We start from the raw sequence: 13247 nt of genomic DNA on the forward strand, positions 1-13247 counted from the left end.
GCCCGGCCGAGGGCGGCGGTCGTGGTGACCGTCGCACTGGCCGGGCTGTCGTTCGCCAACGGGACGTGTCTGCTCAGGCCTCGTCGTCGGGCTTCTCGTCGGCGGGCTTCTCGTCCGCCGTCTCCAGGCCGAGCTGCTCCGCGAGCCACTTGTCGAACTCGATGGCGGCACGGACCCAGCTCACCGTCGAGGAGACGAAGTGCTCCAGGCTGACGCCCGTGCCGATCAGCATCTGGGCCTCGCCGATGAGGCGGATGGTGGGGCCGTCCTCCTCCTCCTCGTGGAGGTGGGTGTAGACCTTGGGCCACAGCGTGCGGCGGTTCCAGTCGTCGACCGCGTCGAGGATCTTCGGCTTGTCCTCGACGGCGTGCGGACGGTCGTAGAAGGTCCGCACGGAGAAGACCTGCTGGTCGGCCTCGCCGCGGAACATGAAGTACGTACGGAATTCCTCCCACGGCGCCGCGAGGTCACCCTCGTCGTCGACGACGTACTTCAGTTCCATCTGGTCGAGGAGCTGCTTGACCAGGTCCTGGTCGGGAACGACGGGGCCCGCCGGTCCTGCGGCCTGAGGCTGGGGCTGGCCCCCGAAATTCGGAATCGAGGACGGATCGATGGTCACCGTGGATTTCCCTTCGTACGGTTCCTGCCATCCTCCCCCATCTCGGGCGGGGGCTGGCAACCCCCACCCGACGGGTCCGCTCGTGGCGTAGTCCGAGTGGACTCTTCCAGCGGCCTTACAGCGTCTTTCCGGTGGCCGGTCCGGTCTTTCCGGTGGCCGGTCCCACGATCAGGCCGTCCCCGAAACGGTCCACCCGCACCGTGTCGCCGTCCGTGATCTCGCCCGCGAGGATCTCCTTCGCGAGCCGGTCGCCGATCGCGGTCTGCACCAGACGGCGCAGCGGGCGCGCTCCGTACGCCGGGTCCATGCCCTCGTCGGCCAGCCACTGAAGCGCCCCAGGAGTGACCTCCAGCGTCAGCCGGCGCTCGGCCAGACGCTTGGCGAGGCGGCCGATCTGCAGCTCGGCGATCCGGCTCAGCTCCTCCTTGCTCAGCGCGGAGAAGACCACCAGGTCGTCGAGCCGGTTGAGGAACTCCGGCTTGAAGGAGGCCCGTACGACCTCCAGGACCTGCTGCTTCTTCTCCTCGTCGCTGGTGAGCGGCTCGACCAGATACTGGCTGCCGAGGTTCGACGTCAGGACCAGGATGGTGTTGCGGAAGTCCACCGTCCGCCCCTGGCCGTCGGTCAGCCGCCCGTCGTCGAGTACCTGCAGCAGGATGTCGAAGACCTCGGGGTGTGCCTTCTCCACCTCGTCGAGCAGGACGACGGAGTACGGGCGCCTGCGGACGGCCTCGGTGAGCTGGCCGCCCTCCTCGTAGCCGACGTACCCCGGCGGGGCGCCGACGAGGCGGGCGACGGAGTGCTTCTCGCCGTACTCCGACATGTCGATACGGACCATCGCCCGCTCGTCGTCGAAGAGGAAGTCCGCGAGCGCCTTGGCCAGTTCGGTCTTGCCGACACCGGTCGGGCCGAGGAAGAGGAACGAGCCGGTGGGCCGGTCGGGGTCGGCGATCCCGGCGCGCGTCCTGCGTACCGCGTCGGACACGGCCTGGACGGCCTCGCTCTGGCCGATCAGCCGCTTGCCCAGCTCCTGCTCCATCCGCAGCAGCTTCTGCGTCTCGCCCTCCAGGAGCCGCCCGGCCGGAATACCGGTCCAGGAGGCCACCACATCGGCGATGTCGTCGGGGCCGACCTCCTCCTTGACCATGGTGTCCTTGGCCGCCTCCTGCTCCGCCTCGGAGGCCTCCTCCAGCTCATGCTCCAGGGCGGGGATCTCGCCGTACAGCAGCTTGGACGCGGTGTCGAAGTCGCCGTCGCGCTGGGCCCGTTCGGCCTGGCCGCGCAGCTCGTCGAGCTTCTCCTTCAGCTCACCGACGCGGTTGAGGCCCTGCTTCTCCTTCTCCCAGCGCGCCGTGAGACCGCGCAGCTCCTCCTCCTTGTCGGCGAGGTCGCGGCGCAGCTTCTCAAGCCGCTGCCTGGAGCCGGGGTCGGTCTCGTTCTTGAGCGCGAGCTCCTCCATCTTCAGCCGGTCCACGGCGCGCTGCAGCTCGTCGATCTCGACGGGCGAGGAGTCGATCTCCATCCGCAGCCGGGAGGCGGACTCGTCGACGAGGTCGATGGCCTTGTCGGGAAGGAAGCGCGAGGTGATGTACCGGTCGGAGAGGGTCGCCGCGGCGACCAGCGCACTGTCCGCGATCTGCACCTTGTGGTGGGCTTCGTAGCGGCCCTTGAGCCCACGCAGGATCGCGATCGTGTCCTCGACGGTCGGCTCGTCGACCAGCACCTGCTGGAAGCGCCGCTCCAGGGCCGCGTCCTTCTCGATCCGCTCGCGGTACTCGTCGAGCGTGGTGGCGCCGACCATGCGCAGCTCGCCGCGCGCCAGCATCGGCTTGAGCATGTTGCCCGCGTCCATGGCCGAGTCGCCGCCGGCGCCCGCGCCCACCACGGTGTGCAGCTCGTCGATGAAGGTGATGATCTGGCCGTCGCTCGCCCTGATCTCGGAAAGGACGGTCTTCAGCCGCTCCTCGAACTCACCGCGGTACTTCGCACCCGCGACCATCGCACCGAGATCCAGCGAGACGAGCCGCTTGTTCTTCAGGGACTCGGGGACATCTCCCTTGACGATGCGCTGCGCGAGCCCTTCGACGACGGCGGTCTTGCCGACGCCGGGCTCACCGATCAGCACCGGGTTGTTCTTGGTGCGGCGGGACAGCACCTGGACGACCCGGCGGATCTCCTGGTCCCGGCCGATGACCGGATCGAGCTTGCCCTCGCGGGCGGCGGCGGTGAAGTCCGTACCGAACTTCTCCAGTGCCTTGTACTGCCCCTCGGGGTCGGGAGTTGTCACCCGGCGCCCTCCCCTTACCGTCTCGAACGCGTCCAGCAGCTTCTTCGCCGTGGCTCCCTGCTGGGCCAGCACCTCTCCGGCCTGCCCGCCCTTGGCGGCGATACCGATGAGCAGGTGCTCGGTGGACAGGTACTCGTCCCCGAGCTCCTTGGCCCGCTGGGCGGCATCCGCGATGACCGCCAGCAGCTCCCGGTTGGGCTGGGGCGGGGCGACGGTCGAGCCGGTCACGCTGGGCTGGGCCGCGAGCACCCGCTCGGCCCCGGCGCGCACGGCCACCTGGTCCGCCTCGACGGCGGCCAGCAGATCGACGATGTTCTCGTTGTCCTCGCCCGCGAGCAGCGCGAGCAGCAGATGCGCGGGGGTCAGATCGGGATGCCCTGCGGACACCGCCCGACTGGTGGCGGCGTTGAGCGCATCCCGGCTCTTGTTGGTCAGCTCGGCGTCCACTGCGGTCTCTCCTCCTCGCTGGTAGGGGTCTGTTCTTTCACACTGACTCATTCAGCGTGCACAAAGTTGAGTCTATTCCACTCAACCTAGTGAGCGGTAGCTGCCGCCGGTAGGTTCCGGGCATGGCCATCGACCCGCGCAGCCCCGACGCGTCCTTCCTCACCTTCTGGCGTGAGTACCACATGTGCACACTGACGACCCCGCGCCAGGACGGCACCCCTCACGTCGTCGCGGTCGGCGTCACGTACGACCCGGAGGGCGGACTCGCCCGCGTCATCACCAATAAGCACAGCCACAAGGTCGCCAACATCCTGGCCGCGGGCCCGGACGGCGCGCCGGTCGCGGTCTGCCAGGTCGACAAGGGGCGCTGGGCGACCCTGGAGGGCCGCGCGAGGGTCCGTACGGAGCCCGAGCTCATCGCGGACGCGGTGGAGCGTTACGCGGAACGCTACGGGCGCACACCGGCCCCGAATCCGGACCGGGTGCTGATCGAGATCGCCCTGACGCGGGCGATGGGCCGGGCCTAGCCGGGCTCACGTTCCCCGTACATGCCTTCCGTACGGGAAAAGCACAGCGGCGCCATCGCGTTTCAGGTCCACGATGGCGCCGCTGTGTGGGGGAAGCGCCCGAGCGATTTACAACGACGGGGGAACCGCTCAGGCACTGCGGGGGGTGGCGGTGGTGGTGTCGGGCTCGACCAACTGGTGATCGCGTTGATCGAGATTGACGAAAATCATGCCGTACCGGATGGCACAGCGGACGGGCTGCGGAGCTCCACGGGGCCGGCGAAGGCACCGATACGCACGGACGTCTTCGTCCTCCTCGCGCGCCACGACGATCGGCTCTCCGAAGAGGGTGACCATCAACGAGTCGCCACGGTGGGGGATTGCCGTGACGAGGTCGATGAAATGCCACCCCGATCGATAAGCCGTAGCCATCTCGCGCCGGAAGACCCGGTCGTCCGGTGGAACGGTCATGCGTCCGTGCGGGCCGGAGCGACACCCCAGGAGGGCTCACCGGGCGTGCCCGCGGCGTCAGCCGGAGCGACACCCCATGAAGGCTCACCGGGAGCCGACGCGTCCGCCGGTGCCACAACGCCCCAGGAGGGCTCACCGGGCGTTCCGGCCACAGCGTCAGCGGGAGCGAAACCCCACGACGGTTCCCCAGGGGCTGCCGTCACCGCGCCGGCGGGAGAGCTACCCCAGGAGGGCTCACCGGAGGCCACCGCACCGAGCGCGGCCGCCGCTATGGCAAGAGCACAAAGAGCACGTAGCGTCCTAGACATGGGTGATCTCCACCTCTTTTGATCATTCCTCCTCCCCCGCGCATAAGACGATGTCTCACTCCGAACGCTTGCACCAGCGACGGCAGGCATCATGTTCCTGTAATGCAGGAGCCTGAGGGGGTGCATATGCCATCTAATGAGGGCGAAACGGGACACCCTCACGCAGACGGCGAGCTGTGCGAGGCGGGGAAAAGTCTCTACATCACCGCACTGCGCACCGGGCGTATAGCCCGGTCAGAGGCGGAATCAACACCCTGCCTCTTCGATCTCGCCCTGCTGCACCCGGATCCCGACGACGCTCAGTGGCTCCGACCGGTCCCGCCGACCACTGCGCTGACACAGCTGATACACCCCATCGAGCGGGAGATCCAAGAGCGTCGACGACGAACTGTCGCTCTGACCGATGCTCTTGAGCCATTCATGGCGTTCACCGCTCAGAACTCCACCGTCCCACAAGGGATTACCGTCCTCGAGGGCCTCAACCGCATCAACACAACCCTCGACCAAGTCACCGCAGACTGCACCGAGGAGCTTCTCACTGTCCAGCCCGGCAGCGGGCGACAGCCCCACATCCTGGAAAAGGCGCTGCGCCGCGTGGAGCCGCTCATCGACCGCGGCGTCCGTATGCGCACTCTCTACCAGCACACGGCCCGCCACCACCCCGCCACGCTCGCCTACATGGAGCAAGTGGGGCCCTCCGGCGTGGAGGTGCGCACGCTGGAGGAGATCATCGACCGGCTGATCATCGTGGACCGGAGAGTGGCCTTCATCCCGGCGAGCAGCGACCGGCTGTCCGCGCTGGAACTGCGGCACAAGGGCATCGTCGAGTATCTGGTCGGCGTCTTCGAGCAGTTCTGGCTGCACGGCATCGCGTGGGAGGAGCCGATCTCGTACGGACCGGACCTGGACGGCATCACCGGCATCCAGCGCTCGATCGCGAAGCTGCTGGTCGAAGGGCATGTGGACGAGGCCATCGCCCGCCGGCTCGGGATGAATGTCCGTACCTGCCGGGCTCATATCGCCAAGCTGGGCTCGTCGTTGGGCAGCGGCAGCCGGACCCAGCTGGGCTATCTGATCGCCCAGTCGGGAATCCTGGAACACGAGTCCTGAACGTGACCGAAACCCATACACCGAAGGGGCGGTGGAGCAACTCGCGTTGCTCCACCGCCCCTTCGGGCCGAGACATGGCCTATTCGGAACGCTTGGGTCGCCAGACCACCAGTGCGCTCGCCTGCTGCACATCCTGGTACGGCACGAGATCGCGCCGGTAGGAGGCATGCACCTGGGCCTCGCGCTGCTGCATCGCCGCAGCCGCTCCCTCGACTGCGGCCGACAGCTCGGCAACCCTTTGCTGAAGCGCAGCGACCTGGTTCTCCAGTTCGATGATGCGCTTGATTCCGGCCAGGTTGATGCCCTCGTCCTGCGACAACTGCTGGACGGTGCGCAGCAGTTCGATGTCACGGGCACTGTAGCGCCGGCCCCGTCCCGCGGTGCGGTCGGGGGAGACGAGACCAAGCCGGTCGTACTGCCGCAGCGTCTGCGGATGCAGGCCCGAGAGCTGGGCCGCCACCGAAATGACGTACACCGGCGACTCGTCGGTCAGTTCGTAGGGGTTGCGGCGACGACCGTCCATCTCATGCTCCCTTCGCGGCCTGGAACAGCTCGGCCCGCGGGTCCTCGTCCGCGGTGGCTTCGCGGTAGGCCTCCAGCGCTTCCTTCGCCTTGTCGCTGAGCTCCTCGGGGACCGCGACCTCGACGGTGACCAGCAGGTCGCCGCGGGTGCCGTCCTTGCGGACCGCGCCCTTGCCGCGGGCACGCATCGTACGGCCGTTGGGTGTCCCCGCGGGCAGCTTCAGCGTGACCGGCGGACCGCCGAGCGTGGGCACCTTCACCTCGCCGCCGAGCGCCGCCTCCGTATAGGTGACGGGCACGGTGACCGTGAGGTTGTCGCCCTTGCGGCCGAAGACCGGATGGGAGTCGACGTGCACGACGACGTACAAGTCGCCCGCCGGGCCGCCCCGTTCGCCCGGGGCTCCCTTGCCGCGCAGCCGGATCCGCTGGCCGTCGGAGACGCCCGCCGGGATCCGGACCTGCATGGTGCGCGAGGAACGGGCCCGCCCGCTGCCCTTGCAGACCTCGCAGGGGTCCTGCGCGATCAGCCCGCGGCCCTTGCAGTCAACGCACGGGTCGGTGAGCGAGAAGGAGCCGCTGCCGCCGCGCGAGACCTGGCCGGTGCCGACACAGGTCGGGCACACGCGAGGCGTGCCGTTCTTGTCGCCGGTGCCCGAACAGGCCTTGCAGGCGGCCGAGCTGGACATCCGCAGCGGGACCGTGGCCCCGTCGACCGCCTCGGTGAAGCTGAGCGTCACCTCGGACTCGATGTCCTGGCCGCGGCGCGGCTGGGTACGCGTACCCGGGCCGGCGCCGCGGTTGAACAGCCCGCCGAACACGTCGCCGAGACCGCCGCCGAAGCCGCCGGCACCCCCTTGCGTGCCGCCCTGGGCGCCGCCGAAGAGGTCGCCCAGGTCGAAGTTGAAGGAGCCGCCGGGGCCGCCCGGCGCGCCGGCGCGGAAGCCACCGTTGCCGAAGAGGGCGCGTGCCTCGTCGTACTCCTTGCGCCGCTTGGGGTCGCCGAGGATGTCATGGGCCTCGGAGATCTCCTTGAAGCGCTCCTCCGCCTTGGCGTCGCCCTTGTTGGCGTCCGGGTGGAACTCGCGGGCGAGCTTCCGGTACGCCTTCTTGATCTCGGCCTCGGTGGCGTCCTTGGGGACGCCGAGGACCTTGTAGTAGTCCTTCTCGACGAAGTCCTTCGTGCTCATCGACGTCCCTCCTCTCGGACAATCATTGCGTCAGCCCTCGTCCGGGCCACCGCTCTCCTCGTCGTTCGCCGTCTCGTCCTTCGAGGCCGCGGGCGCCGCGCCCGGCTGGGGCTCGGCCACCGCGACCCGTGCGGGCCTGATGGTCCGTTCGCCGATGCGATACCCCGGCTGCAGGACCGCGACGCACGTGGTCTCGGCGACATCCGGTGCGTACGAGTGCATCAGGGCCTCGTGGATCGTCGGGTCGAAGGGCTCGCCCTCCTTGCCGAACTGCTGCAGGCCCATCTTGGCTGCGGCCGTCTCGAGAGACTCGGCAACCGACTTGAACCCGCCCACCAGCTCCCCGTGATCACGGGCACGGCCGATGTCGTCGAGCACGGGCAGGAGCTCGGTCAGCAGAGTCGCCGTGGCGATCTCCTTGACCGTGATCCGGTCGCGCTCCACACGACGGCGGTAGTTCTGGTACTCGGCCTGGAGCCGCTGGAGGTCCGCGGTGCGCTCGTTGAGCGCCATGCGCACCTGGTCCAGCTGAGCCGTCAGGCCTGCGATCTCTGCTGCTGCGTCCCCTGCCGGGGCCGCCGGGCCCTCCTTCTCGGAGGACTCGGCGGACGCGGCGGCGTCGTCAGAGGTGGCGCCTGAGGGGACGTCGGGCTTCTCCTCGAAGCCCGGGGTCTCCTCCGTCACGCGGCACCGTCCTTCTTCGGCTTCTCGTCGTCGACGATCTCGGCGTCGACCACATCGTCCTCGGCCTGGGGCTGCTCGCCGGCCGGGGCGCCCTCGGCGCCGGGGGCCGCGCCACCCTCGGGGGCGGCGTTGGCGTACATCGCCTGGCCGAGCTTCTGGCTGACCGCGGCGACCTTCTCGGTCGCCGTGCGGATCTCGGCCGTGTCCTCGCCCTTGAGCTTCTCCTTCAGCTCGGTGAGCGCGGTCTCGACCTCGGTCCTGACGTCACCGGGGACCTTGTCCTCGTTGTCCTTGAGGAACTTCTCGGTCTGGTAGACGAGCTGCTCGCCCTGGTTGCGGGACTCGGCGGCCTCGCGGCGGCGGTGGTCCTCGTCCGCGTACTGCTCGGCCTCCTGGCGCATCCGGTCGACCTCGTCCTTCGGCAGCGAGGAGCCGCCGGTGACGGTCATCTTCTGCTCCTTGCCCGTGCCCAGGTCCTTCGCGGTCACGTGCATGATGCCGTTGGCGTCGATGTCGAAGGCGACCTCGATCTGCGGGACCCCGCGCGGGGCCGGCGGCAGACCGGTCAGCTCGAACATCCCGAGCTTCTTGTTGTACGCCGCGATCTCGCGCTCGCCCTGGTAGACCTGGATCTGCACGGACGGCTGGTTGTCCTCGGCCGTCGTGAAGATCTCCGAGCGCTTGGTCGGGATCGTGGTGTTGCGCTCGATCAGCTTGGTCATGATGCCGCCCTTGGTCTCGATACCCAGGGACAGCGGGGTCACGTCGAGGAGCAGGACGTCCTTGACCTCACCCTTGAGGACACCGGCCTGCAGAGCGGCACCGATGGCGACGACCTCGTCGGGGTTCACACCCTTGTTGGCGTCCTGGCCGCCGGTGAGCTCCTTGACGAGCTCGGCGACGGCGGGCATACGGGTCGAGCCGCCGACCAGGACCACGTGGTCGATCTCGGACAGCTGGATGCCGGCGTCCTTGATGACGTTGTGGAACGGGGTCTTGCAGCGCTCCAGGAGGTCCGCGGTGAGCTGCTGGAACTGAGCGCGCGTGAGCTTCTCGTCCAGGTGCAGCGGGCCCTCGGCGGAGGCCGTGATGTAGGGCAGGTTGATGTTCGTCTCGGTCGAGGACGACAGCTCGATCTTCGCCTTCTCCGCGGCCTCGCGGAGACGCTGGAGAGCCATCTTGTCCTTGGACAGGTCCACGCCGTGACCGTTGGCGAACTGCTTCACCAGGTAGTCGACGACGCGCTGGTCCCAGTCGTCACCACCGAGGTGGTTGTCACCGTTGGTGGCCTTCACCTCGACGACGCCGTCGCCGATCTCCAGCAGCGAGACGTCGAAGGTGCCGCCACCGAGGTCGAAGACGAGGATGGTCTGGTCGTCCTTGTCGAGGCCGTAGGCCAGGGCGGCCGCCGTCGGCTCGTTGACGATACGCAGGACGTTCAGACCCGCGATCTCACCGGCCTCCTTGGTGGCCTGGCGCTCGGAGTCGTTGAAGTACGCCGGGACGGTGATCACCGCGTCGGTGACCTTCTCGCCGAGGTAGGACTCCGCGTCGCGCTTCAGCTTCTGCAGGATGAAGGCGCTCATCTGCTGCGGGTTGAAGGTCTTCCCGTCGAGCTCGATCTTCCAGTCGGTGCCCATGTGGCGCTTGACCGACCGGATGGTCCTGTCGACGTTCGTGACTGCCTGACGCTTCGCTACCTCGCCGACCAGCACCTCACCGTTCTTCGCGAAGGCGACGACGGACGGCGTGGTCCTGGCACCCTCGGCGTTGGTGATGACGGTGGGCTCGCCGCCCTCCAGAACGCTGACGACGGAGTTAGTCGTGCCCAGGTCGATGCCGACCGCACGTGCCATTTCAATTCCTCCAGCTGACTTGAGTGGATCTGGCTCAAGGATGCATGACCGAGTCGACGACGTCAACAGAGCTGAGTCGACCCCACTCAACTTTTATCCGGCACTTACCTGCAGCCCGCCCCCCGACCTGCGCCCCAAGTCCGCCGCAGCGCGTGGCGCACCCCTTCACGGATGCCCCCATCTGGGAGAGTCATAGCCGCAAAAGCGGTCAATAGAAGCCAAAGGGCGTGCGTCCATGCCTGCGAAGCGAGCCATCGACCTGACGGGCAGTCTGATCCTGCTGCTGCTCCTGTCCCCCGTGCTGCTCGCCCTCACCGCCGCCGTCGCCTCGACCACCCGGGGCCCGCTCCTGACCCGCCGCGACAGGGCGGGCCTGGGCGGGTCCACGTTTGCGATGCTGTCGTTCCGTACGACACCGGCCTCACCCGCAGGACGGCTGCTGCGCCGCCACTTCCTGGACAATCTGCCGCAGCTGATCAATGTGGTGCGCGGGGAGATGTCGCTCGTGGGTCCCCGGCCGCTTCCGCCCGGGGAAGACGCCTCCGCCGCGGGCCGGGCCCGCCTCTGCGTACGCCCCGGAATCACGGGGCTGTGGCAGATCAGCGGCCGCTCCGAGCTCCCCTGGGAGGAAATGGGCGTGCTCGATCTACATTATGTGGAGCAGCACTGGCTGGGACTGGACCTGTTGATCCTGGTCCGGACCCTGCCGACCGCGATCGCCGGACGCCGCGCGGCCCGTCCGGTCAGGCTTGCCTGAGCGACACAGATCACCGGCTGCGCAACTACAGTGCGGCGGAATAAGTGGGTACGCTCAGCACGGACTGATTAAGTTACCGCTTAGTAGACTGTCGAGATCCCCACCCTCGCAGGCCCGAGGAGCCCCCAAATGCAACTCGCCGCGATCATCGTGTCGCTGGTCCTGACCGTGGTCGGCGTTGCGCTCATCGCCCGAGCCGTCGCGCAGATCTACCGCTTCGTGAAGCTCGGTCAGCCGGTCCCGGCAGGCAGCCGCACCGACGACCCGAAGCAGCGCTCGATCACCCTGGTCAAGGAGTTCCTCGGCCACACCCGGATGAACCGGTGGGGGATCGTGGGCTTCGCGCACTGGTTCGTAGCGATCGGCTTCCTGACCCTCCCGCCGACCCTGGCGCAGGCGTACGGCCAGCTCTTCGAGGCGGACTGGACGCTGCCGGTCATCGGCGGCTTCCTGCCGTTCGAGATGTACATCGAGTTCATCGGCATCATGACGGTCATCGGCATCGTCGTGCTGATGACGATCCGGCTGCTCAACCTGCCCTCGCGGGCAGGCCGCAAGTCGCGCTTCGCGGGCTCCAAGGCCTGGCAGGCGTACTTCGTCGAGTACGTCATCCTCACGATCGGCCTCGCGATCCTCGCCCTGCGCGGGCTCGAGGGCGCGATCCACCACGTCGACAGCTACGAGCCGGCGTACTTCGTCTCGTACCCCCTGGTCCTGGCCTTCAAGGGGCTGAGCGTCCCCACGCTCCAGACGCTGATCTACTTCACCGCGATGATCAAGATCGGCACCTCGCTGATCTGGATGATCACGGTCTCGCTCAACACCAACATGGGTGTCGCCTGGCACCGCTTCCTCGGCTTCCCGAACATCTGGTTCAAGCGGAACGCCGACGGCTCCACCGCTCTCGGCGCCCTGCAGCCGATGACCAGCGGCGGCAAGGAGATCGACTTCGAGGACCCGGGCGAGGACGACGTCTTCGGCGTCTCCCAGGTCGAGCAGTTCTCCTGGAAGGGCATCCTCGACTTCTCCACGTGTACGGAGTGCGGCCGCTGCCAGTCGCAGTGCCCGGCCTGGAACACCGGAAAGCCGCTGTCCCCCAAGCTCCTGATCATGTCGCTGCGCGACCACGCGCACGCCAAGGCCCCGTATCTGCTCGCCGGCGGCGGCAAGACGATGGAGGGCGAGGAGAAGGCTTCTGCCGAGGCTCTCAAGGACGTCCCCGCGGCCGCTCTCGCGGAGGCCGAGCGCCCCCTGATCGGGACGCTGGAGGAGAACGGCGTCATCGACCCGGACGTTCTGTGGTCCTGCACCACCTGCGGTGCGTGCGTGGAGCAGTGCCCGGTCGACATCGAGCACATCGACCACATCGTCGACATGCGCCGCTACCAGGTGATGATCGAGTCCGCGTTCCCGTCCGAGGCGGGCACGATGCTCAAGAACCTGGAGAAGAAGGGCAACCCCTGGGGGCTCGCCAAGAAGCAGCGCGTCGAGTGGACCAAGGAGGTCGACTTCGAGGTCCCGATCGTCGGCAAGGACGTCGAGGACCTGAGCGAGGTCGACTACCTGTACTGGGTCGGCTGCGCGGGCGCCCTGGAGGACCGGGCCAAGAAGACCACCAAGGCCTTCGCGGAGCTGCTGCACATCGCGGGCGTGAAGTTCGCGATCATGGGCGGCGACGAGAAGTGCACGGGTGACTCCGCCCGGCGCCTGGGCAACGAGCCGCTGTTCCAGCAGCTCGGCCAGGAGAACGTGGCCATGCTGAACATGGCCTACGGAGAGGACGACGAGGACGAGACGACGAAGAAGCCCAAGTCGTCGAAGAAGATCGTCGCGACCTGCCCGCACTGCTTCAACACGATCGCGAACGAATACCCGCAGCTGGGCGGCGAGTTCGAGGTCATCCACCACACGCAGCTGCTCCAGCACCTCATCGACGAGGGCAAGCTCATTCCGGTGACGCCGGTCGAGGGTCTGATCACGTATCACGACCCCTGCTACCTGGGCCGCCACAACAAGGTCTACACGCCGCCGCGCGAGATCATGTCCGCCGTCCCCGGCCTGCGCCAGCAGGAGATGCACCGTCACAAGGAGCGCGGCTTCTGCTGTGGCGCCGGTGGCGCGCGCATGTGGATGGAGGAGCGGATCGGCAAGCGCATCAACACCGAGCGTGTGGACGAGGCGCTGTCGCTGAACCCGGACATCGTCTCGACCGCCTGCCCGTTCTGCCTCGTCATGCTGACGGACTCCGTCAACGGCAAGAAGAACGACGGCCAGGCGAAGGAGAGCCTGCAGGTCGTGGATGTCGCGCAACTGCTGCTCGACTCGGTGAAGACGCCTCCGGCCGAGCCCGCGGGTGAGACGGAGTCGCAGGACGCACCGGAGCCGGAGCCGGTGAAGTAGTTCCGGAAGACTGGAAGACTGGAAGACGCAGCAGCGGCCGGATCTGCCTCGGGGGCAGAACCGGCCGCTTCTGTCTGTCAGTTGCCGCGTGCG

At 68.0% G+C, this 13247-nt stretch carries 11 protein-coding genes; 4 read left to right on the forward strand and 7 right to left on the reverse strand.

The window, feature by feature from the left end:
- Positions 1–73: 73 nt before the first annotated feature.
- Positions 74–619: a YbjN domain-containing protein gene (locus OG905_RS19265; RefSeq protein ID WP_328673578.1), complete on the reverse strand. Its 546-nt coding sequence runs from the start codon at positions 617–619 to the stop codon at positions 74–76.
- A 115-nt stretch (positions 620–734) separates the two neighbouring features.
- The gene (clpB, locus tag OG905_RS19270) at positions 735–3353 is read right to left on the reverse strand and encodes an ATP-dependent chaperone ClpB (protein WP_328673580.1); all 2619 of its coding nucleotides are present in this window, start codon (positions 3351–3353) and stop codon (positions 735–737) included.
- 122 nt (positions 3354–3475) lie between these two features.
- Here clpB and OG905_RS19275 point away from each other — a divergent pair, with 122 nt between their 5' ends.
- A complete protein-coding gene (locus OG905_RS19275) occupies positions 3476–3880 on the forward strand; it encodes a pyridoxamine 5'-phosphate oxidase family protein (RefSeq protein ID WP_328673582.1) in 405 nt (134 codons plus the stop codon).
- 129 nt (positions 3881–4009) lie between these two features.
- Here OG905_RS19275 and OG905_RS19280 read toward each other — a convergent pair whose 3' ends face one another.
- Positions 4010–4330 carry a (2Fe-2S)-binding protein gene (locus OG905_RS19280; RefSeq protein ID WP_142214562.1) on the reverse strand — a complete coding sequence of 107 codons (321 nt, stop codon included), beginning with the start codon at positions 4328–4330 and terminating at the stop codon, positions 4010–4012.
- A gap of 434 nt (positions 4331–4764) precedes the next feature.
- Here OG905_RS19280 and OG905_RS19285 point away from each other — a divergent pair, with 434 nt between their 5' ends.
- The gene (locus tag OG905_RS19285; protein WP_328673587.1) at positions 4765–5748 is read left to right on the forward strand and encodes a helix-turn-helix transcriptional regulator; all 984 of its coding nucleotides are present in this window, start codon (positions 4765–4767) and stop codon (positions 5746–5748) included.
- Positions 5749–5827: 79 nt separating this feature from the next.
- Here the strand turns inward: OG905_RS19285 and OG905_RS19290 are convergent, their stop codons facing one another.
- From OG905_RS19290 to dnaK, 4 genes are read right to left on the reverse strand one after another with little or no spacing between them, the layout of a single operon-like run.
- On the reverse strand, positions 5828–6271 hold the full coding sequence (locus OG905_RS19290) for a heat shock protein transcriptional repressor HspR (protein WP_328673588.1): 444 nt from the start codon (positions 6269–6271) through the stop codon (positions 5828–5830).
- Between the two features lies 1 nt (position 6272).
- The gene (dnaJ, locus tag OG905_RS19295; RefSeq protein WP_328673591.1) at positions 6273–7457 is read right to left on the reverse strand and encodes a molecular chaperone DnaJ; all 1185 of its coding nucleotides are present in this window, start codon (positions 7455–7457) and stop codon (positions 6273–6275) included.
- A gap of 30 nt (positions 7458–7487) precedes the next feature.
- The gene (gene grpE / locus OG905_RS19300; protein WP_328673593.1) at positions 7488–8141 is read right to left on the reverse strand and encodes a nucleotide exchange factor GrpE; all 654 of its coding nucleotides are present in this window, start codon (positions 8139–8141) and stop codon (positions 7488–7490) included.
- Entirely contained in the window at positions 8138–9997 is a 1860-nt protein-coding gene (gene dnaK, locus OG905_RS19305; protein WP_328673595.1) for a molecular chaperone DnaK, read from the reverse strand. Before dnaK ends, grpE begins: the two co-directional genes overlap by 4 nt.
- 235 nt (positions 9998–10232) lie before the next feature.
- On the opposite strand from dnaK, the gene OG905_RS19310 reads away from it, so the two are divergent.
- Both OG905_RS19310 and OG905_RS19315 read left to right on the forward strand, forming a co-directional pair.
- A complete protein-coding gene (locus OG905_RS19310) occupies positions 10233–10754 on the forward strand; it encodes a sugar transferase (protein WP_328673597.1) in 522 nt (173 codons plus the stop codon).
- 129 nt (positions 10755–10883) lie between these two features.
- Positions 10884–13154 carry a (Fe-S)-binding protein gene (locus OG905_RS19315; protein ID WP_328673599.1) on the forward strand — a complete coding sequence of 757 codons (2271 nt, stop codon included), beginning with the start codon at positions 10884–10886 and terminating at the stop codon, positions 13152–13154.
- The last annotated feature ends 93 nt before the right edge of the window (positions 13155–13247 follow it).

Origin of the sequence: Streptomyces sp. NBC_00322, assembly GCF_036147535.1 — a bacterium.
GTDB lineage: Bacteria > Actinomycetota > Actinomycetes > Streptomycetales > Streptomycetaceae > Streptomyces.

Bases quoted from the DNA above. Each gene is read 5' to 3' on its own strand.
- OG905_RS19310 (WP_328673597.1), top strand. From the start codon at position 10,233: ATGCCTGCGAAGCGAGCCATCGACCTGACGGGCAGTCTGATCCTGCTG.
- OG905_RS19285 (WP_328673587.1), top strand. From the start codon at position 4,765: ATGCCATCTAATGAGGGCGAAACGGGACACCCTCACGCAGACGGCGAG.
- OG905_RS19275 (WP_328673582.1), top strand. From the start codon at position 3,476: ATGGCCATCGACCCGCGCAGCCCCGACGCGTCCTTCCTCACCTTCTGG.
- dnaK (WP_328673595.1), bottom strand. From the start codon at position 9,997: ATGGCACGTGCGGTCGGCATCGACCTGGGCACGACTAACTCCGTCGTC.
- OG905_RS19315 (WP_328673599.1), top strand. From the start codon at position 10,884: ATGCAACTCGCCGCGATCATCGTGTCGCTGGTCCTGACCGTGGTCGGC.
- OG905_RS19280 (WP_142214562.1), bottom strand. From the start codon at position 4,330: ATGACCGTTCCACCGGACGACCGGGTCTTCCGGCGCGAGATGGCTACG.
- dnaJ (WP_328673591.1), bottom strand. From the start codon at position 7,457: ATGAGCACGAAGGACTTCGTCGAGAAGGACTACTACAAGGTCCTCGGC.
- OG905_RS19290 (WP_328673588.1), bottom strand. From the start codon at position 6,271: ATGGACGGTCGTCGCCGCAACCCCTACGAACTGACCGACGAGTCGCCG.